Genomic DNA, 18897 nt, shown 5'->3' on the forward strand with positions numbered 1-18897 from the left:
CCCTGTGCCTATTTTTTTGTTCTTATTTTTCAATAACTTGAAAAATAAAGCCGGGTGCTGTGTCAAAGCCCCGGCTTTATTGGATGAAACGTCCGCATCAATGGACGTATCGATGACGCCTCAGTCGTCGTCCTGACCTTCCTCTTCACGACGACTCATGCCGTACTTGCGCATCTTCTCCACCAGCGTGGTACGACGAATGCGCAGGCGCTCGGCCGCCCGCGCGACGACGCCGCCGGCATCATCCAGCGCCTGCTGGATCAACCCCTGCTCGAGGTTGCCGAGGTAGTCCTTCAGGTCCAGACCCTCGGGCGGCAGCATGGCCGGCGTGTCGAGCCCCGGCAACCCGGCCATGATCGCGGCGCGCTCTTCCATTTCATCGCGCAGGGTGGCGGCCAGTTGCTCGTCCTCGTCATCCACGTGACGGAACTTCTTCGGCAGCTCACCGACGCCGATCACGCCATAGGGATGCATGATCGCCATGCGCTCGACCAGGTTGGCCAGCTCGCGCACGTTGCCCGCCCAGTCATGGCGACACAGCGACATGATGGCCGCCGAGTTGAAGCGGATGGAGCCACGCTTCTCGTGCTCCATGCGCGAGATCAGCTCGTTCATCAGCAGCGGGATGTCTTCGATGCGCTCGCGCAGCGGTGCCATCTCGATGGGGAAGACGTTGAGGCGGTAGTACAGATCCTCACGGAAACTGCCATCCTCGATCATCTTCTCCAGATTCTTGTGCGTGGCCGCGATGATGCGCACATCGGCAGTCTGGGTCTTGTTGCTGCCCACACGCTCAAAGGTGCGCTCCTGCAGCACACGCAGCAGCTTGACCTGCATCGGCAGCGGCATGTCGCCGATCTCGTCGAGGAACAGGGTACCGCCGTTGGCCAACTCGAAGCGCCCTGCCCGGCTGGTGATGGCGCCAGTGAACGCCCCCTTTTCATGGCCGAACAGCTCGCTCTCCAGCAACTCGGCCGGAATCGCCCCGCAGTTGACCGGCACGAAAGGGGCCTCACGGCGCTTGGAGTGGTAGTGCAGGTTGCGCGCCACCACCTCCTTGCCGGTACCCGATTCGCCCAGAATCAGCACGCTGGCTTCGGTATCGGCGACCTGCTGCATCATCTGCCGCACCTGCTGAATGGCGCGACTGGTGCCGACCAGGCTGCGGAACAGATTGGGCTCGCGCTGACGCCCGCGATCACGGGCCTGATCGTACATTTCCCGGTAGACCTGGGCGCGATGCAGGGAGTCGAGCAGCTTGTTGTAGCTCAATGGGGTTTCCAGGCTGGCCAGCACGCGCCTGCGCAGGTCCTCCGGCCACTCGCCGATCGACGACTCCCCGACCGTCAGCAACGGCAGGAACTCGTCCCAGCCGACGATCTGCTTGGTCAGCTCGAGCGCGCCGCCCTTGGCCTCGACGTCACCCAGCAACACGCTGAGCACCTCACGGCTGGAGTCGAGGTCCGCAACGGCGCTGCGCCAATCCAGGCTCGTACAGGCCAGGTGCTCTTCACCGAGGAAATTCAGGATGATCGCCAACTCATGACGACGCGCAGCGTTGTCATCGATCAACAGGATTTTGGTTTCACGCCACATCTTGTGTTTGTCTGACCCGAAGAGTGTAGGGAACGACGCGCCAGATGCCCGGCGCGATCCGGCAATTGGCCACTAGTAAAGTCAAAAAATTGAAGCCAGTCAATTTTATGACGTAACTTTTTTCACTCGTGCCTGGCTCTAGCTAAGCACTTGCCGGCGAAGCCGGGTAGTGGCAACCGATGAAACAGAGAGAGGCAGGAAAAGCGGAAAGAGGCAAACCGAGTCGAACCTGCTGGTTAAACTCGGTAACACCGGGAAATCAACCGAAAAGCTGATAGACCTTGGCGCCCTGGTGGGACTGATTGAGCTGCACCAGCTCACCCGCGAGACGGCGCTGCTCCGCCTGACAGACGGCAACCAGCTCACGGTACAGGGCGAGCAGGTTTTCCATGCTGACACGCAGCTCCTCTTCGTCGCGGCTGTCGATCATCGCCGCATCGACCGCCATGCGACATTGCAGGTCGAGCTCGCCGATGGCGGCCCAGTCCTGCTTGGCCAGGGCGTCACGCATGGCCGAGCCGGTCGCCTCCAAACGCTGAACGGATGAACTCATTCGCTTCTCCTCCGATGCCGGCCACTACTGGGCGATGGCATCCCAACCCTGTTTGACGTTGCGCAGCAATCCCGACACCTCTTCGAGGAGCTCGGGCTCATTGCTGACGTTGGCCTCGGTCAAACGGGAAATCATGTACTCGTACAGGTTGTCGAGATTACCCGCCAGCTCGCCACCCTGTTGATGATCGAGACTTTCGCGCAGCCCCGAGATGATGGCAATGCTCTTGCCGATCAGCTCGCCCTTCAGGGAGGTCTGGCCACGCTCCATGGCGCCGCGCGCCTGGGCAATACGAGACAGGCCACCTTCCATCAACATCTGGATCAGACGATGAGGGCTGGCTTCCGCAGCCTGGGCCTGGTTGTTGACGGTCTGATACTGCCTGAGGGCCGCCATTGCGTTCATAGTTGCTCTCGCTCTACCGATGGGCTGATACCTAAGGTATCGGCGCTGGCGAGGAAAGCTTTAGCCGCAATCTCAACTTGCCGGGGCGGGCTCGACTTCCGGGCCGATGGCATCCCAGGCCCCCTTGATGTCACCCAGCAGCACCTGAACTTCATCGAGGGTACGCGGCGTGTCATCCAGGGCGACACCTGCCAGACGGCGCGTCATGTAGTCATAGAGCGCATCCAGGTTCTCGGCGATTTCCCCGCCCAGCTCCTTGTCCAGCGCAGCCTGCAGCACGCCCAGGATGGTGATGGTGCTGCCCACGGCCATACCGCGGATCTCGGTATCGCCTTCGGCCAGGGCCTGCTTGGCCAGCATCACGCGCTGCAGCGCGCCTTCGAGCAACAGCTGCACCGTGCGGTAGGGCGATACCTCCTGGCTGGTCTTGACCTGCTTGTAGGCATCAATCGGATTCTTGCTCATCGTTTAGCTGTCCTTCTTCACGAAACCAGGCAGGTTGGCCAGCATGCTGCCCAGGCTTTCACTGGTTCGCGAGAGCTGCCCCACCAGGGAATCCATGGCGTTGTATTGAGCGTAGAGGCGCGTTTGCAGGCTCTCCACACGCTTGTCCAGCGACTCGCGCTGCTTGTCGATGTTCTGCAAGGTGCCACGCAGGGCGCTGTCACGCTGCTTCAGCACGCCATCGGTCGCCACATAGCCCGAAACGAAGTCCGACAGGCGCCCCATCAGACCGTCTTCGCCCGTGAGATAACTGCCGACCTGGTCGAAATTGCTGTCGAGCGCGGTCGTCAGCAGGGTGTCGTCGATAGACAGCTTGCCATCTTCGTCGGTGGTGATGCCGAGACTGGCCAGCGCCTTGACGCTGTCCTCGCTGCCACCGGTCATCTTCACGATTTCGTTGCGCAGCCCGGACATCACGCTACGCACCGTGGAGTCCCCCACCAGCGGCCCTGCCACCGGATCGGAGCCCTCTACCTCGACGACTGCGGTCAACTGCGCAGACGACGAAATCAGGGCGTTGTAGGCGTCGACGAATTTCTGCAGGTTGCTTTTGACACTGGCCTTGTCGACCCCCACCGTGAGGCTGATGGTCTTGCCATCGGTCAGGTCGGTAGCGCTCTGGGCCGAAACCAGATCGATCGTCACGCCCTCGAGCGCATCCTCGATCTTGTTGCTGTTGCGCACCAGTTGCAGACCGTCGATGGTCAGCTTGGCGGACTTGGCCTGAGTGATCACACCACCTGCACCGGTATCGGAACTGGGCTTGAGAAACGCATCGGCGTTTCCGGGATCGACCGTCGGCGTAAAGGCCTGGCTGGTCAGCGCGTTACTGCCGGTGGTAACGCCATCCTCGGTGACCGCCACCTGGATATCGTTGCCCGCGCCGGTCTTGGTCGAGCTGAGTACCAGGCGCGAGCCCGAGTCATCGGTGATGATGGCCGCGCTGATGCCGCTAGTCTTGCCGGCCTCGTTGATGGCATCGCGCATACCGGCCAAGGTGTTGTTGGCCTCGGTAATGTCGACGCTGATACTGCTGGTGCCCGCCGAGATCTCCAGCGTGCCGCTATTGAACGTGGCCGGCGTGCTGCCGGACGCAGACACTGACTGCAGCGCGACCTTGCTGCTGGCCGCCAGCTGCTGGACCTGAACACTGTAGGTGCCCGCCGAGGCAGTAGTGGTGGCGGTTGCCTTGAGCACACTGCTGCTCGACGAACTGGCCGTGCGAGACTCGAACAAGGCGGGCTTGTTGAGCGCATCGATCGCCGTCTTGAAGGTATTCAAGGCGCCAGTCAGGCTGCCGAGTGCAGAGATGCGCGTGGTGGTCTGCTTCTCGAGAAGGTCAAGCTGGTTGGTTTTCGGTGCTTTTTCGGCATTGACCAGAGTCTTGACGATTGAGTCGATGTCAATCCCCGAACCGATTCCCGTGATACCTACCATGATCCTGTACCTCGTCAAAAATTCGACTGCATCCTATCGATAAGGGAATACAGTCAAAACTCATGCCAAGACGTGACGCTATGCCTCGGCCTTGAATAACAGACTACGCACCTCCGACAGATTCTCTGCCAGTTTGAGCGCTTCCTCGGACGGAATCTGCCGGATGACATCACCGGACCCCGAATCCGTCACCTTGACCACGACTCGTCCGGAGCCATCGTCCACCGCGAAGTTGATATTGCGACGGACCGACTGGACGAATTCCTGGATGGTCGCCACCGCGTCCTCGACCTGCTCACGACTGACATCCTGAGCGGGTGGTACGGGGCGAGCGGTTGACTGTTCGTCAGTCACGCTAGCCGCAGCGACACCGGCGAGACCCTGTTTCGGGCGTGAATCAGCAGCGTTGGAGACGCCACCATCGCGGACAACCGTGGAGCTGACCTGAGGCTTGATTGAGCTGACGTCCATAAATTTCTCCTCACAATGAGGTAACGGGGGAAAGAGCCTGGCCCTTCCCCCCGTAGTCTAGCGCCTTTGGCCTTAACCCAGCAGGCTGAGTACTGCCTGCGGCAACTGGTTGGCCTGAGCCAGGATTGCGGTACCGGCTTGCTGCAGGATCTGATTCTTGGTCAGTTCCGAAGTTTCGGCAGCGAAGTCGGTGTCACGAATCCGGCTACGAGCAGCGGAGGAGTTCTCAGCGATGTTCTGCAGGTTCGAGATGGTGTTCTCGAAGCGGTTCTGCACGGCACCGAGCTGAGCACGCTGGCTGTCGATGTTGGAGATCGCACCGTTGATGATACCCAGTGCATCCTGAGCCCCCGTCGCGGTACTGATATCGATCGTGTTCACCGCATCGAGCTCACTGAAGCCGTCAGTACCCAGACCACCGGTCAGACCGCTAACCTGGAAGGCGTCGGCTGCTTCCAGCTGCACCTGGCCATCAGCCCGCGCACCGCCGCCAACAGCGATGGTAGCTGCAGTGCCGACGGTAGTCTCGCCGTCGAAGCTCTTGGCCTGCAGAGTCGCGCCGCCAGAGCCCGCGTAGTTGGAGACCTGGATCGCATCACCGCGAGCGCTGACCAGTTCGATGGTGTCGCCCTTGGATACAGCCGAGATGCCGGTTTTGCCGGTTTCACGGTTGATCGCATCCGCCAGGGAAGACAGGTCGGTCAGGTCAGTCACCACTGCCGAGATGCTGACAGCATCGGTGGACAGCGATTTGCTGGTCAGGCCGGTGAGGTCGAAGGACACGGTACCCGAAACGGTGATACCACCCAGTTCGGCAACGGTACGTGCGTTGGCGGTCACGCCGGTTTCATCGCTCTTCGCGTTGACAGCGCGAGCCACTTCGCTGGCGGCACCGCTGGCCGCGCCCGAAATCGCGACGTTGCCGTCGGACAGCTTGGAGTTGATGTTGAACGAGGAGCTGCCGTAGGCGCTGCCCGAAGTGGCGCTGAACGCGGCACCGGAAGCGATGGCCTGAGCGGCACCACCGTCGGTGGTGAAGCGGTTGATACCGATGCGATCGGTAGCGGCCGAGCCAATGGAAACGCTGATGGTTTCGTAGGCGTTGGCACCGACCTGGAAGCTCTGCGAACCGAAGCTGCCGTCGAGGATCTTGCGACCACCGAAGCTGGTGGTGTCGGCGATACGGTTCAGTTCCTGTTGCAGCTGGGCGACTTCGCCCTGCAGTGCAGCACGTTCGGTAGCGCCGTTGGAGCCGTTGGCGGATTGCAGCGCCAGGTCACGCATACGCTGCAGGATGCCGGTGGACTGCTGCAGAGCACCTTCAGCGGTCTGCGCCAGGGAGATACCGTCGTTGGCGTTACGGGTCGCGACGCCCAGGCCGGTGATCTGGCTGGTCAGGCGGTTGGCGATCTGCAGGCCGGCAGCGTCGTCTTTGGCGCTGTTGATGCGATAGCCGGTGGACAGGCGCTGGAGGGAAGTATCCAGGCCTTTGGACGAGCTGTTCAGGTTACGTTGAGTGTTGAGGGACGCAACGTTGGTGTTGACTGTAAGGGCCATGGTATTGCCTCCAGATGACCGTAGAACCGTTTGTCTGAGCCTGCGAGCTCGGGCCTGCATGCTCAGACGCCCAGAGAGTTCGCATTCGATCTCTTTATCGGCGCCTGCCTAAGGAGCTTTAGAGACAATTTTCAGCTTTTTTTTATTCTTTCTACTCAGTCACTTAACCGACCCTTGATAGCCAAAGGCCGGCGTTGACTGAAAACCGTCGGACCAAGCGAGGGGTCCGACGGCCCATTTGCGCATCAATCAGGCGTCCAGGCCTGGCGCCAACGTTGCAGATTCTCTCCATCGAGCATCCAGTCGCGGTAGACGGCGTCACGCAAACGATCCCCCGCAACCGCTGCCGCATCGAGATCGTTGATGTGCATGCGGATGGCGTCGACCCAGTCACGGAAGCGATTCTTCACCCGGGTCACCGGCAGGTCGCCGCGGTAGCAGACCAGGTCGCTGCACACTACCGGGAAACCACAGGCGCCATATTCGAGGAGACGCAGATTGCTCTTGCACTCGTTGAACAGGTTCTGCTCCACGGGCGCCAGGGCCAGGTCCAGATCCAGACCAGCCAGAGCAGCCGGGTAAGACTCGATATCGACACCCGCGTGGATTTCATTAACGTAAGGCCGGATCACGTCCGGGCACATGCCCATGAACACCCACTCGACCTCGCCCGCCAGTTCGCGCACGACATCGACGATCAGGTCCAGGTCACCGGTATGGCTGACCCCGCCCGCCCAGCCGACACGCGGCTTGCGTCCACGCCGGCGCTGGCTCTCCAAGCCCTTCCACCATTTCACCGGCAGACGATTCTCGATCACCCGGATATCACCATGCAGCCCGGCGAATGCCTCGGCCAGCGGCGCCGTGGAGACCACGAAGCGATCGACGAACTCCAGCCCGCGACGCAGCGACTTGAGGATGTCACGCGGCATGTGCGCGCGGTGCACGCTCTTGAGTGGCAGGTTGGGCAGGTAGTCGTCCAGCTCGTAGATCTTGAATGCACGCGAGAACCGCTGGATGCGACGCATGGCCTCCAGGCGCTCGTCGCCGATCTGCCGCTGCAGCACCACGACGTCGGGGTCGTAGCGCTCGAAGTCGGTCACCGAGAGCAGCCCCATGGACAGGGTGCCATCGGCCAGACCTTGCGCCTTGAGCGCCGCCAACGGCTGGATCACCCGGTAGTGGCCACACCCCCAGGGATCGGCCGGATGCGCCAGCACCACGGGCGAGGGCCGCCAGCTCAAGGGGCGCCAGGTGAGCGACACGTCGCTCTCCAGATCGAAACCACGCCCGCTCAACGCCAGGTTGCGGTTGTAGGCCGGATCGTTGGCCAGCTGCGGCAGGTAACGCTCGTACAGCTGATCCTCCGCAGCGGCGCCTGCTCGCACCTGTTCGGCCTCATGCAGCACGATCGCATTCGCGGCCCACACCGTCAGGTAGCCTGCCGCACGAACCCGCAGGCACAGGTCCACATCGCGGAAGGCGGCCAGCTGTGCATCCAGGCCACCCAGCTGCTGAAAGAGCTCCGCGCGAACCATCAGGCAGGCTTCGCCAACGGCGCTGTAGTTCTGATCGACCTGGAGACGATGCAGGTACCCCGCAGCCTCCATGGACTCGCCCGCGAAGGCAGGCGTTGCCGGACCATTGAGCCCGAGCAGCAGGCCGGCCTGGGCGATACGCCCGCCAGGCGTCAGCAGCTTGCCGCCCACCACCCCTACTTCGGGACGCTGGGCATGGTTGAGCAATTCGTCGAGCCAATCGGCGTTGACGATGGCGGCGTCACCGCAAAGCAGCAGCAGGTACTCTCCCCTCGCCTGCTCCGCCGCCCGATTCTGCGCCAACCCACTGCCTCCTGCGATCACCCGGACCTTGTCATCGCCAAGCGCCGCCACTTCACTCAGCCAGGCACTGACATCCGGGTGGCTGCCGGCATCGGCCAGCAGCACTTCGTAGCGAGCGTAAGCGGTCTTCTCCAGCAGGCTCTCGATACAACGCTGCTGGGCGGCCAGCGGCACGTCCGTGCCGAGGATGATCGACACCAGCGGCGTGGCCGCATGGCCGTAGTGAACCCGATAGCGGCCCGGCAGGCCCGGCAGCACCTTGGCCTCATATCCGCGATTGCCCAGATGGCGCTCGATCACCCGGCGCTCGTCCGGGTTGTCACGCAACGCCGGGGCATGAGTGATCAGCAACGGCTCATCGATATGGCCCAGCCCGGCCAGGCCCTCCTGCTCGATGAACCGGGTCAGCAGCTCGAACTCGAAGGCCTCGGAGAACGCCACATCGAAGCCGCCACAGGCCAGGAACAGATCGCGACGATACAGCCAGTGGCGCGCCATCACCATGGGGAAGCTGAGCAGCAGATCGAGATTGAACCCCGGCAGGAAAGCCCCGCCCAGGCTGCCGTCCGGCAGGCGCTGCAACTGGTCACCGTAAACCGCACGGCAATCCGTATTGCGGGCCAGTTCCAGCCCCGCCACCATCAACCCGCTCTGGGTGAACTCGTCGCCCGCGCTCGCCAGCATGAACCACTGGCAGTCACTCGCCTCGACCGCACGATTGACCTGCGCAGCCAGGGGCTCGTCGCTCATGCGCAGGAAATGCAGCTTGTCCGTCGCCGAGGTGGCCGGCACGTCCGCTGGGGTGATCACCAGAATGCGCAACGTCGCATACAGGCAGTGCTCGCCGATCAGGCTCTTGAGCGTCACCATCAACGCTTCGGACTGCCCCTGCGCATCGACCACCACCACACCGATCAGCGGACCACCCTGATGATGCTGCAGGTACTCGCCGATCTGGCGGTTCTCGCTGACCGTTGGCAGGCGTTCGGCCAGCCACTGCGCCAGGTCGCTCCTGACCGGTTCGCCGAGGCTGCGCAGCATCTTCTCGCGATCACGCTGCAAGCCGTCACTGCAGGAGCCGACATAACGTCCATAGAGTTCTCGGTAGAGTGCCGGGAAGTTCTTGCGCTCACGTCCCAGCATGTGGTCGCCACCGGCGCCAGGCGCCCGTGTATGCACTTCACTGGTAACGGTGGGGACATGCACGAACGGGTAGCGCGTGGCCAGGCGCAACAGCATGTCCCAGTCTTCGAATGCGGCGAGATCGGTGTCGAACTCACCGACCGTGGCGAGCATCTCGCGCGGATGCGCCCAGGTGTTCACCGGGATGTAGTTCTGCACGAACAGCCGGTCGCGGTCGAACGTCTCGTGCTTGAACGGCTGGCCGCGCTCCAGCTCGATGCGCTGCCCGTCCTCCAGTTTCTCGTTGACGTACTCGACCCCGGTATAGATGACGCTCCCCGGATGCTGCTCGAAGGCCTCGGCCAGCACGACCAGGTGGTTGGGCAGGTAGATGTCGTCGTCGTCGAGATAGACGATGTAACGCCCGCGCGCCAGCGCAAGCCCCGCGTTGCGTGCCGCCGACAGCCCCTGGTTGCGCCCCTGGCGGATATAGGTGACAGGAAAGTCGCAGGCCGCCAGCAACTGCTCGACCGGCTCGCCATTGTCGTTGACCAGGATGACTTCGAAATCGCGCAGCGTCTGGCTGCCGACGCTGGCCAGGGCATCCTTGAGCAGATCGGCGCGGTTGTAGGTGGTGAGGATGATGGAGAACAGCGCGCGCTCGTCGAGCAGCGCACGCGCCTCGAGACGCTCGCACAGAAGCCGCACACGTTCGCCCAACTGCGACGTCTGTTCGCTCGGGTAAAGGGCAAGCCGGCGGCGCAGATGCGCCGCGACATCACGTTCCCGACCTCGCAACCGGTCCTCGGCACCACGCTCGAAAACGCCTTCCACCAAACGGATATGGTCGGACAGCGGGGCACTTGAAGAGTAGAACTCGGTAGAAAGCTGCGCCGAGTGGGCCCGGTAGGTGACGCCAGGCTCGCTCAGAAAGATGAAGTCAGGATGCCTCTCCGCTACTTGCAACATCGAAAGCCAGTCACCGGCACCATTGAGCCTCGGGTCTCTGCGCCAAACCTGCAGGAAGGGCTCGCGCTGGATCAATGCCGCCGAAGGCGGAATGTAATTGTCATGAATCAGCAGTTCCGCTACCTCATTGCGGCCACCGTCATAGTCTTCATGCCAGTACCCCGGGTGTCTGGGCGCGACGAGGGACGCGCCCTGTTCATTCACCCAACGGATTGCGGTGTAGCCGACCACTGCCTCGGGCTTTTTCAGCAAACGCGGGAGCAGACGTGCCAGATAGCCCGGGTTGTAGTAGTCATCCGCCATCAGAATCGACAGATAACGCCCCTGAGCGAGCTGGATGCCATTGAGAACGTTGTAACTGGGACCTACGTTGCGTGAGTTGCGCAAGTAGCGTACGCAAGGTTCGCCAGCGAACGACTTGACGACCTCCGCTGTACCGTCGGTCGAGGCGTTATCGAGCACCAGGATCTCGATATCGTCATACCCCTGATCCAGGACGGAGGAGATCGTCTGCTTCAGAAAACGCCCGTAGTTGTAGGCCGGGATGATGACACTGAGCAACGGCCGTTGATTGCGAACGGCAGCGGCATCACCCGCGATCGCAGCAGTCAGCGCGGCGATCCAGCACTCGGCGGAGTGTGGATAGCTGCCCTTGTCGGTACAGAACGCCTGCAGCGCTGCCGCTGCAGCGTCGACCTGGGCGGCACAGCGGGCTTCGATATCGGTCTCGCCCGGACAATCACGCCCATCGACGTAAATCCCTGGCGGTACCCACGCAGGAACGTCCCAGTCGCCCCGGTGTACTGGCACCTGCCCTGCTTCCAGGCACTCGCGCCACTGCGGAGAGAGCAGTCCCGGCACCTCGGGCATATCCGTACAGACTCTCCACTGCCCTGGCTGCGCTGACGCCAGCGGCAGCTTCAGCGGTTGATTCAGGCAAACCAGCTGACCATCGGTGAAAGGCTCGCCACGCGGAAGAAAGATGCGTGCGAACGAAGCCTCCTGCTCGACAGCAAAACGTGGCTGCTGGCCACGCAACAGAAGGTAACGACGCGCCTGCCGATTTCCGGCAGACAGGGGCGATCCCGCCTGGACGCCTGGGACGAGCAACAGCGCGTCACACGCTATCTCCTGCTCGGGAACGAGCCGCTCGAAAATCAGCCCATGGCTATCGCCATAGGCCTTGAGTTGCTGCCAGGGCAGCTCGCTCAGCAAAGGCTGCCAGAATGACTCGTCGAGGAAGAAAAGTTGCTCCGGATCATCACCGGCAACACCAGCGACACCCACCCGCCAAGGCTCGTCGAGGCAACGACCTCCGACCATCACATCATTCTGCATCATGTCCCCTGTCATTGTTTTGCGCCCTGGCTGGGCTTCGGCTCCGACGACCTTGCCGTGGACCGGACACCTTCGGCCAGAGCATTCCCGGACGACCCAGGTCGATTGTCCCCGATGGCCTCAACGCTTACGAGAGCGCATGGAAGGTGAGCTGATCATCGAACAGGCACCCATGCTCTACCCCCGCCTCCTGCAAGTGCCGCTCGGCATAGTCACGCCCCGCGAACGTGGTAATGAACACATAGACGCCGTCTCGTCGCAATCCTGCCAGCGCGTCCGAGCGCACCACAGGCACGCCACAGAAGCTGTCGGCCTGCAGGTACTCATCCACCACCACCACCAGCTCGCTGCCTGGTCGCAACTCCCGTAGCGTGCGGCTCAAACGCACGCCGTGCGTATTGGCTCCCCAGAAGGCGAAACGCAGGGGAGCCGGATCATCCGTCAGCAAGCGGCGCAGCGCCTGTTCCATCAAATGATTGTAGCGGCTACGTTCACGCGCCTCGTAGAACGCACTGATCTCGGCCCAGGGCGCCCAGCGCTCATGCGCGAGTTCTATCTGCCTGGCAGCCGCGCTGCGGATCTGCTGCTTGAGGTCTTCAAGATCGAGCACGCCGGGATTCCAGTCGATTTCGGCGAAGGTTTCCCGCGTATGGATTTTCACGAAGCGATCCAGCCAGGCGAAGCGATCGCTGATGTTGTGAGCCACGACGATGGTTGGAATCCCCATCGCAATGCAGGGGGCCGCACAGTGCAGGCGACTGGTCACCACCAGCGCCCCTTCTTCGGCGTAACGTCTGCATAGATTACGGGCCAATGCATCGAGCCGATCGGCCTCCTCCTGGTCGGAGGGAATGCGTTCGTAGGGGAGGATATGAGTGACCCGCTCGACCTTATCCGACAACTCCGCAGGCAGGTATTCCAGCAACTCATCGGGCACGTCAACGAGAAACACCTTGCCGTCCTCGGGAGCGCGCTCACGACGGGGAAAAGTAATGGTCAGGCAACCCGAGACAAAGGCAGCAATGCCCCGCTCGCGGAACATCTGCATAACCCGCTCATCGCGGGTGCCGATCGGTTCGTGATGGCGGAAATGCTCCAGGTCGGCAGGGTCGTCCACGTCGCTGGACAGGCCAAAGCTGAAGTAGACAGGAATGATATAAGGCGACAGTGGCAACGGGCTCTGCGCGTTGCCCAAGGTGAAGTAGCCGCACATCGGCATCAGGATATAGCCGTGGCGACCATCGTATCGGTGGAAGTCATAGCGGTTCAGACGCACTATCTGTTCGGGCGCGATGCCCATGGTGGCATACAGATGCTCGACCGCATGGGTCTGGATGTCGTCCCCAAGATTGCTCCGACTGCCACTGGTCAGATGTCCGAAGGTCATGACATTGGTAATCAGGCCGTACTTCATGGCCGTGGGCGTGAACATGGATCGAACCTCTATCGGACAGGACGCTGCCACTGGGCAATCGTCTCCGCGTGCTTCTGCGGATGCATGAATATGTAGTTGGTCTGGACGGTTTCCTCGGTGACCTGAGGACAAGCCTGAAGCCTGCCCCCCTCCACGAAGACCCATGCGCGGTAGCCATAGCGTTCCAGCAGGGCAAACACGTCATTGGGATGGTAGCCGAACGCCCGTGACCACTTGCGTAACAGCTCCATCAGGATGATCGGCGTAGTCTCCAGGATCTTCTCGCCACCCTGAACCACCATCAGTTCCGCCCCCTCCACATCGATCTTCAGCAGCGCGGGGACGATGTCGCGGCTGGCGCAGAAGGCATCTAAGGTGGTGGTTCGGCAGACGACATTCTGGATCGAGGCGCGCCCCCGGGACTGCCCGGCCAGTTTCAGCGAGGTGGCTCCAGACACATCAGGGGCGAAAAGGAAGTTCAGCTCGTCCTCTTGGCTGAACAACCCCATGCGGATGACCTCGATGTTCCCCAGGCGATTGAGGCGAATGTTCTTCTCGAGCATCTCGACAGTGGATGGGATCGGCTCGAAAGCGTAGATGCGAGAGGTAGGACAGTGCCGACCTAGCGCCAAGGAATACCAGCCAAGATTGGCTCCAATGTCGAGGAACACCTCACCATCGCGCAGCACCGACTTGAGGAAAGCGGTTTCATCACTCTCGTAGCTGCCGAAATCCAGCAGCGTGTAGGGTGTAGCGTGCAGATCCACGGCATCCACCAGCATGGCAATGTCGTGGCTGGCGGAGCTGACCGACACCCCCTCGGCGGTGATGCGAATTTCCGCCACATCGGTATCGGCAAGGAACTCGGGATAATCGAAGAGCCCCGCATGCTCCTGGTTGATCCACTCGCCGTACTGGAACTTGTCGATCTCGCCGGCCTTGAACCCTTCTCGGGCCAGAAGAAGGCGATTGTGCTTGGTCTTTTCCATATCGGGTTCCCGTTCAGGGCTGAAGGAAGTAACGCAGGGTTCGGGCAAAGCCCGCTTCGGGCAGGATGCTCGGCCGCCAACCTAGCTGCTCCATCTTGGCGAGGTCGAAATGGCCACCGGAGCGAAAGAGCGCCTGTCGCTGCAGACTCGGCGCCGGATGTTTTACCCTCAGGCCAGGAGTGGGAGACAGCCGCGCGATCAACTTGGCCAGTTCAAGGATGGTGGTTTCCTGATCAAGCCCAACGTTGTAGGCGTTACCGCCCTCGCCGCGCAGCAACAGGATCAGGAAGGCAGCGGTGGCATCGGAAACGTAGCAGAACGGGCGGCTACCGGAACCGTCACTGTTGAGCACGATGTCGCGACCTGCCAGTGCATCGGCGACGAAGTCGGCGAAGGATCGCCCGTCATCGAGAGCGATACCTGGGCCGTAGGTGTGGGAAATCCGCGCCATGACGGTGGCCACACCATGCTGGCGGTAATAATCGGCGCATAGGGTTTCGGCCACCCGTTTTCCTTCGCCGTAGCAGGCAGAAATGTCCAGCGGATCCAGCCTGCCGAAATCGCTCTCGCTGATCGGCCTGTCGCTCTCGCCATGCCCGTAGACCGCACCACTGCTCATAAGCAACAAACGCGCCGAGTGCTGTCTGGCCAGCTCCAGCAGATTGAGCGCGCCCAGCACGTTGGAGCGGGTGGTGCCGATGGGGTCGCTCAGGTACTGCTTGGGACTGCCGGCACCAGCCGCATGTACGATGAAGTCCACCCGTTCCAGGGCAGGAAGAGGATCGCAGACATCCTGGATGATCGGGCGAAACCAGCTCTGCCCGATCAGGTGCGGGAAACGCTTTCGCACTTTTTCCGGGTACCGCGCCAAGGCATGAATGACGACGGGCTGCTCCGGCCAGCGCTCACTCAGCGATGCGAAGAACTCCACAAGGTAGGCCGCCAAGAAACTGGTGGCACCGGCGACCAGCACATGACAACCGGCAAAACGCCGCCAATCCTCTTCCCGGGCAAGAATCAGCGCCAAGTCCTCGGCGATCACCGGATGACGGCGCGGGATATCCACTGGTTCCATGTCAGGCACGCCTCGCCAGTACGCCCATCACCTCACCTTGGCTCCAGCCCACATCCACTGGCAGGCGCAGGACATCGACCAGTACCAGTTCTAAGCGCTCCAGCAGACGACGCATGGCCAGCTCGTTGTAGAAGTTGACGTGTTCGTGCCAGTGACGCTTGAGCGGCGCCAGTTCCAGGCTTCCTGGGTGTTCACGCACCAGAGCCTCATGAGGCACTTCCAGGTACAGCAGAGTATTAGGGCTCAGGGCCGGCAGCATGCTCCGAACCACTTCCAGGGGATACGACACGTGCTCCAATACCTGACTACAGGTCACGAGGTCGTAGCGATGTTGGTCGATCTGCTCAAGATCGACGCGCTCGGCGCCAGGCACCAGCCCAACACCGGAAATATCGTGAATGTGCAGCAAGCGATTATGGTTGCGAAACAGACTGTTGATACCACTGTCGCCGCCCCAGTCCAGTACCATCGGCGACTCGGGCAGATGTGGCGCCAACCAGGCTTCCACTTCATCCAGATAAGCGGCGCGCTGGTGGTAGTGCGGTATCACGTTGACGTAACCCGGCTCGAAACGAATACGCTGGGCGTTGTATTGCTCGTCGCGGTAATTGTGGTAGAGCGCCGCCATTTGCTCATCGGTAAAACGAAAGTCGAGGAACAGTGCCCCGCACTCCTGACACTGCAACGAGTTGCACAGGGTATAAGCCATGCCCTGGCGCAAATCGCGCAATCCCCAGTCTGCGGTGATTTCCACCGGTTCATGGCCAAACACTCGCAGAGCGACGAAAGGCATCAGCACTGCGGGAGAACACTGCAACTGCTCACTACCACAGCAGATGCAATGCCGAGCAATCAGGTCGCGGTTCACCATGCGCTACGACCTCCATCCACCACCAGATTGGCGCCATTCATATAAGAGGACGCATCCGAACAAAGAAAGGCGATCGCGCCCCGGTACTCGTCGGCGTCAGCCATGCGTCCGAGGGGAATCAGTTGGCTCAATTTGCTGACGAACACATCGTTCTGCCCGGCATAGACGCCGCCAGGCGACAGTGCATTGCAACGCACGCCCTGTTCGCACCAGTAGGTGGCCAAGTACTTGGTCAGACCGATCAGGCCATGCTTGACCACCGAGTAGGTGACCGGCTTGACCGGCTGCTGCTCGGAGTCACGCCCCGGCACGCGGTACAGGCGCTGATCCGGCGCGATGACCCCCAGATCGGAAGCGATATTGACGATCACCCCGCTACCCTGCCGTGCCATCCGCGCACCGAACACTTTGGCGCAGTTGAAGGCACCGCCCAAACCAACATTCAGGTCGAGCTGCCATTGCTCCCAGGGGAAGTGCTCCAAACGGGAAAAGTCCTTGTCGCCGGCCGTCTCTACCTTGGGGTTACGCGCAGCATTGTTGATCAGAATGTCCACCCGACCGTGTTGGGCCTGCAAGCGTTCGTCCGCCGCAATCACGGCATCCAGCTCAGTAATGTCGGCCTCAAGAGTCAGGATTTGCTGGCCGGTCTCTTCAGCGAGGCGAGCTGCGTTTGCCGCGAGCGCTTGGGCATCGATATCCAGCAGGATCGGCACGCCCCCGAGGCCTGCGATAGTTGCGGCATGCTGATAGCCAAGCAGCCCACCACCACCGGTAATGACCGCCACCCGGCCATCCAGGCGGAACAGCGCCTCCACACTAGCCATGGATATCGACCTCGCTCAATGACACTTCGCACTGCCGCTCCAGCGAACGCAGCGCCGCCAAAGCCAGCCGCAGACTCTGCAAGCCGTCACGGAGCCCGATAGGTGAAGGCTCACCGTGGCGCAGACAATGCAGAAATTGCCGGGTCTGCGCCAGGAACATGTCGTTGCGACTAAAACCGGGGAAATCATCCTGCTCGCACAGCACGCCATGGGCATCATGCACGCGCAGTTTGTTGGCAAGCAGATCGATTTCGGCAACTCCAGCATCGCCGACTACCTTGAAGGTACGCACGGGGGGGCGCTGCAAGAAGTCCTGATGAAGCAGGATGGGAAAACGGCCCTGTTCACCTTCATAGCGCATCAACGACGAAGCGGTGTCCTCAACATTGATCTCCAGACCACTCAACTTACCGCCATGACAGACGATGCTGCGCGGCAAGCCGAAAAACCAGCAGATCAGATCCATTTCATGAATCTGTGAGCGGATCACACCGCCACCCTGGTCGGCCCGTGAAGCATACATCTCACGGTAGTCCTCGTAGCGGTGCCAATCTGGCAGGTGCTCGCCGATCTCGGCCCGAGCCGACAGCACGCGGCCGAAAAAACCGGCTTCGAGCAGCGTCTTGATGCGTTGCAAGCCGGGGTGGTAGCGATAGTTGTAGCCCACGTGAAACAACAGCCCTTGCGCCCGTACCAAGCTATCCAGCTCGGCAACGCCCGACAGGTCACTCGCCAGTGGTTTCTCCATGAAGATTGCAACACCGGCGCGAGCACAGGCCAAGGCGACTGGAACATGCAAAGCGTTTGGGTTGCAGATGAACGCTGCATCCGGTTTGCAGGCAAGAGCCTGCTCAAGACTGGAGTGGACGGTAATGGCGTAATCACGCTCCAGATCAGCGCCCTCTTCAACGCCTCCTTCGCGTAACTTGATGCGCTGACCACGAACCCGATAGGCATGTACCTGAAGTTCATCACCCAGCAGTTGTTTCAGGTTGCGCAAGTGGCGTTGGCCGATGCTGCCAAGACCGCAAAATAGAACCTTCACGAAAACCCCTCATTGATTAACGCGCCACCACGCAGCCAGTTGGCGGTACGTGCTGCCATGCACGTCTGCCAGATCGCTTCCTGCCCCGGCTCGCCCCTGGCCGCCTCCATGACGAAATCGCCGCGATAGTCGATCTGCTGCAACAATTCACGCAATAGCGGGAAGTCTGTGTCACCCTCGCCCAGGGGGACGGTGGCTGCGCCACGTCGACGATCCTTGACATGCACACTGAGAATCCAGGCGCCATAGGTCGCGAACTCCTCGCGTGGGTCGAAGCCAGCCGCCGCACTATTTCCCGTGTCGTAGTTGACGCCGACCATCGGATGATCGAGCTCCAGAAGCAGCTCACGAAAAGGTTGTGGCGCCAGGTCACTCTCAAGACTCAAATACACACCCCGTCTTTGCGCCAGAGGGAGTATTTGACGCAAACAGTCGACGACCGTGGCCCTCTCTTGCGGTGTGCGGATGCTGGCCGCATCCAGCAACGGCAGCACGATGCGCCGAATGCCTACTTGCGGACACGCATCGATCAACCAGGCCAGACGCTCGCAGCGCTGTTTGCGCTGCGCAGACGTGCAGCGCAGCAATGGACAATCCATGAAATAGTCCGCACACACGGAATGGAGCTTGAGGCCAGCCTGGGCCAGGCAAACGTTCAGCCGCTGCCGGCCAGACTCACTTTCCAGCGGATTCGCGCCTTCGCCATACAGGTCGTACATCCATTCAATGCCGCGTATCCCCGGTAGCGTCCCGAGCATCGCCAGTTCCTGCTCCCAAGTCGCTCGAGGAAAAGCCTGATAGTGGCCATCGAGGGGTGGCCCCTGGCGGCCCTGCTTGGTGAAAACACCAGCAGCGGCATAGGCAGTGAGATGGTCAATATCCATCT

Annotated in this window: 15 protein-coding genes; all 15 read right to left on the reverse strand. The window is 61.4% G+C overall.

Going from position 1 to position 18897, the window contains the following annotated elements; translation table 11 throughout:
- Nucleotides 1-120 precede the first annotated feature (120 nt).
- Entirely contained in the window at nucleotides 121-1596 is a 1476-nt protein-coding gene (locus FIV02_RS15320) for a sigma-54 dependent transcriptional regulator (RefSeq protein ID WP_037050409.1), read from the reverse strand.
- A 259-nt stretch (nucleotides 1597-1855) separates the two neighbouring features.
- Nucleotides 1856-2149 (reverse strand): flagellar protein FliT, encoded by a 294-nt coding sequence (locus FIV02_RS15325; RefSeq protein ID WP_152489097.1) that lies wholly within the window; start codon nucleotides 2147-2149, stop codon nucleotides 1856-1858.
- 24 nt (nucleotides 2150-2173) lie between these two features.
- A complete protein-coding gene (gene fliS / locus FIV02_RS15330) occupies nucleotides 2174-2554 on the reverse strand; it encodes a flagellar export chaperone FliS (RefSeq protein ID WP_037050404.1) in 381 nt (126 codons plus the stop codon).
- 72 nt (nucleotides 2555-2626) lie between these two features.
- Nucleotides 2627-3019: a flagellar export chaperone FliS gene (gene fliS / locus FIV02_RS15335; RefSeq protein ID WP_152489098.1), complete on the reverse strand. Its 393-nt coding sequence runs from the start codon at nucleotides 3017-3019 to the stop codon at nucleotides 2627-2629.
- A 3-nt stretch (nucleotides 3020-3022) separates the two neighbouring features.
- Nucleotides 3023-4495, reverse strand: coding sequence for a flagellar filament capping protein FliD (fliD, locus tag FIV02_RS15340; RefSeq protein WP_152489099.1), 1473 nt, complete (start codon nucleotides 4493-4495; stop codon nucleotides 3023-3025).
- A gap of 78 nt (nucleotides 4496-4573) precedes the next feature.
- On the reverse strand, nucleotides 4574-4966 hold the full coding sequence (locus FIV02_RS15345) for a flagellar protein FlaG (RefSeq protein WP_037050398.1): 393 nt from the start codon (nucleotides 4964-4966) through the stop codon (nucleotides 4574-4576).
- A gap of 72 nt (nucleotides 4967-5038) precedes the next feature.
- Nucleotides 5039-6523, reverse strand: coding sequence for a flagellin (locus FIV02_RS15350; protein WP_152489100.1), 1485 nt, complete (start codon nucleotides 6521-6523; stop codon nucleotides 5039-5041).
- A gap of 245 nt (nucleotides 6524-6768) precedes the next feature.
- On the reverse strand, nucleotides 6769-11796 hold the full coding sequence (locus FIV02_RS15355; RefSeq protein WP_256662973.1) for a glycosyltransferase: 5028 nt from the start codon (nucleotides 11794-11796) through the stop codon (nucleotides 6769-6771).
- Nucleotides 11797-11920: 124 nt separating this feature from the next.
- A complete protein-coding gene (locus tag FIV02_RS15360) occupies nucleotides 11921-13225 on the reverse strand; it encodes a polysaccharide pyruvyl transferase family protein (protein WP_172979164.1) in 1305 nt (434 codons plus the stop codon).
- 11 nt (nucleotides 13226-13236) lie between these two features.
- Nucleotides 13237-14196, reverse strand: a complete 960-nt coding sequence (locus FIV02_RS15365) for an FkbM family methyltransferase (protein ID WP_152489103.1) — start codon at nucleotides 14194-14196, stop codon at nucleotides 13237-13239.
- Between the two features lie 13 nt (nucleotides 14197-14209).
- The gene (locus FIV02_RS15370) at nucleotides 14210-15271 is read right to left on the reverse strand and encodes an NAD-dependent epimerase/dehydratase family protein (RefSeq protein ID WP_152489104.1); all 1062 of its coding nucleotides are present in this window, start codon (nucleotides 15269-15271) and stop codon (nucleotides 14210-14212) included.
- Nucleotide 15272: 1 nt separating this feature from the next.
- Entirely contained in the window at nucleotides 15273-16142 is an 870-nt protein-coding gene (locus tag FIV02_RS15375; protein ID WP_152489105.1) for a methyltransferase domain-containing protein, read from the reverse strand.
- Nucleotides 16136-16966 carry an SDR family oxidoreductase gene (locus FIV02_RS15380; RefSeq protein WP_152489106.1) on the reverse strand — a complete coding sequence of 277 codons (831 nt, stop codon included), beginning with the start codon at nucleotides 16964-16966 and terminating at the stop codon, nucleotides 16136-16138. The genes FIV02_RS15375 and FIV02_RS15380 overlap by 7 nt, the downstream gene beginning before the upstream one ends.
- On the reverse strand, nucleotides 16959-18011 hold the full coding sequence (locus tag FIV02_RS15385) for a Gfo/Idh/MocA family protein (protein ID WP_152489107.1): 1053 nt from the start codon (nucleotides 18009-18011) through the stop codon (nucleotides 16959-16961). The genes FIV02_RS15380 and FIV02_RS15385 overlap by 8 nt, the downstream gene beginning before the upstream one ends.
- A complete protein-coding gene (locus FIV02_RS15390; protein WP_152489108.1) occupies nucleotides 18008-18895 on the reverse strand; it encodes a sugar phosphate isomerase/epimerase in 888 nt (295 codons plus the stop codon). The genes FIV02_RS15385 and FIV02_RS15390 overlap by 4 nt, the downstream gene beginning before the upstream one ends.
- Between the last annotated feature and the right edge of the window lie 2 nt (nucleotides 18896-18897).

Origin of the sequence: Pseudomonas sp. THAF187a (assembly GCF_009363395.1) — a bacterium.
Classification (GTDB): Bacteria; Pseudomonadota; Gammaproteobacteria; order Pseudomonadales; family Pseudomonadaceae; genus Aquipseudomonas; species Aquipseudomonas khazarica.

Bases quoted from the DNA above. Each gene is read 5' to 3' on its own strand.
- FIV02_RS15380 (WP_152489106.1), bottom strand. From the start codon at position 16,966: ATGGCTAGTGTGGAGGCGCTGTTCCGCCTGGATGGCCGGGTGGCGGTC.
- fliS (WP_152489098.1), bottom strand. From the start codon at position 3,019: ATGAGCAAGAATCCGATTGATGCCTACAAGCAGGTCAAGACCAGCCAG.
- FIV02_RS15370 (WP_152489104.1), bottom strand. From the start codon at position 15,271: ATGGAACCAGTGGATATCCCGCGCCGTCATCCGGTGATCGCCGAGGAC.
- fliS (WP_037050404.1), bottom strand. From the start codon at position 2,554: ATGAACGCAATGGCGGCCCTCAGGCAGTATCAGACCGTCAACAACCAG.
- FIV02_RS15390 (WP_152489108.1), bottom strand. From the start codon at position 18,895: ATGGATATTGACCATCTCACTGCCTATGCCGCTGCTGGTGTTTTCACC.
- FIV02_RS15355 (WP_256662973.1), bottom strand. From the start codon at position 11,796: ATGATGCAGAATGATGTGATGGTCGGAGGTCGTTGCCTCGACGAGCCT.
- FIV02_RS15350 (WP_152489100.1), bottom strand. From the start codon at position 6,523: ATGGCCCTTACAGTCAACACCAACGTTGCGTCCCTCAACACTCAACGT.
- FIV02_RS15325 (WP_152489097.1), bottom strand. From the start codon at position 2,149: ATGAGTTCATCCGTTCAGCGTTTGGAGGCGACCGGCTCGGCCATGCGT.
- FIV02_RS15375 (WP_152489105.1), bottom strand. From the start codon at position 16,142: ATGGTGAACCGCGACCTGATTGCTCGGCATTGCATCTGCTGTGGTAGT.
- FIV02_RS15320 (WP_037050409.1), bottom strand. From the start codon at position 1,596: ATGTGGCGTGAAACCAAAATCCTGTTGATCGATGACAACGCTGCGCGT.
- fliD (WP_152489099.1), bottom strand. From the start codon at position 4,495: ATGGTAGGTATCACGGGAATCGGTTCGGGGATTGACATCGACTCAATC.
- FIV02_RS15365 (WP_152489103.1), bottom strand. From the start codon at position 14,196: ATGGAAAAGACCAAGCACAATCGCCTTCTTCTGGCCCGAGAAGGGTTC.
- FIV02_RS15360 (WP_172979164.1), bottom strand. From the start codon at position 13,225: ATGTTCACGCCCACGGCCATGAAGTACGGCCTGATTACCAATGTCATG.
- FIV02_RS15345 (WP_037050398.1), bottom strand. From the start codon at position 4,966: ATGGACGTCAGCTCAATCAAGCCTCAGGTCAGCTCCACGGTTGTCCGC.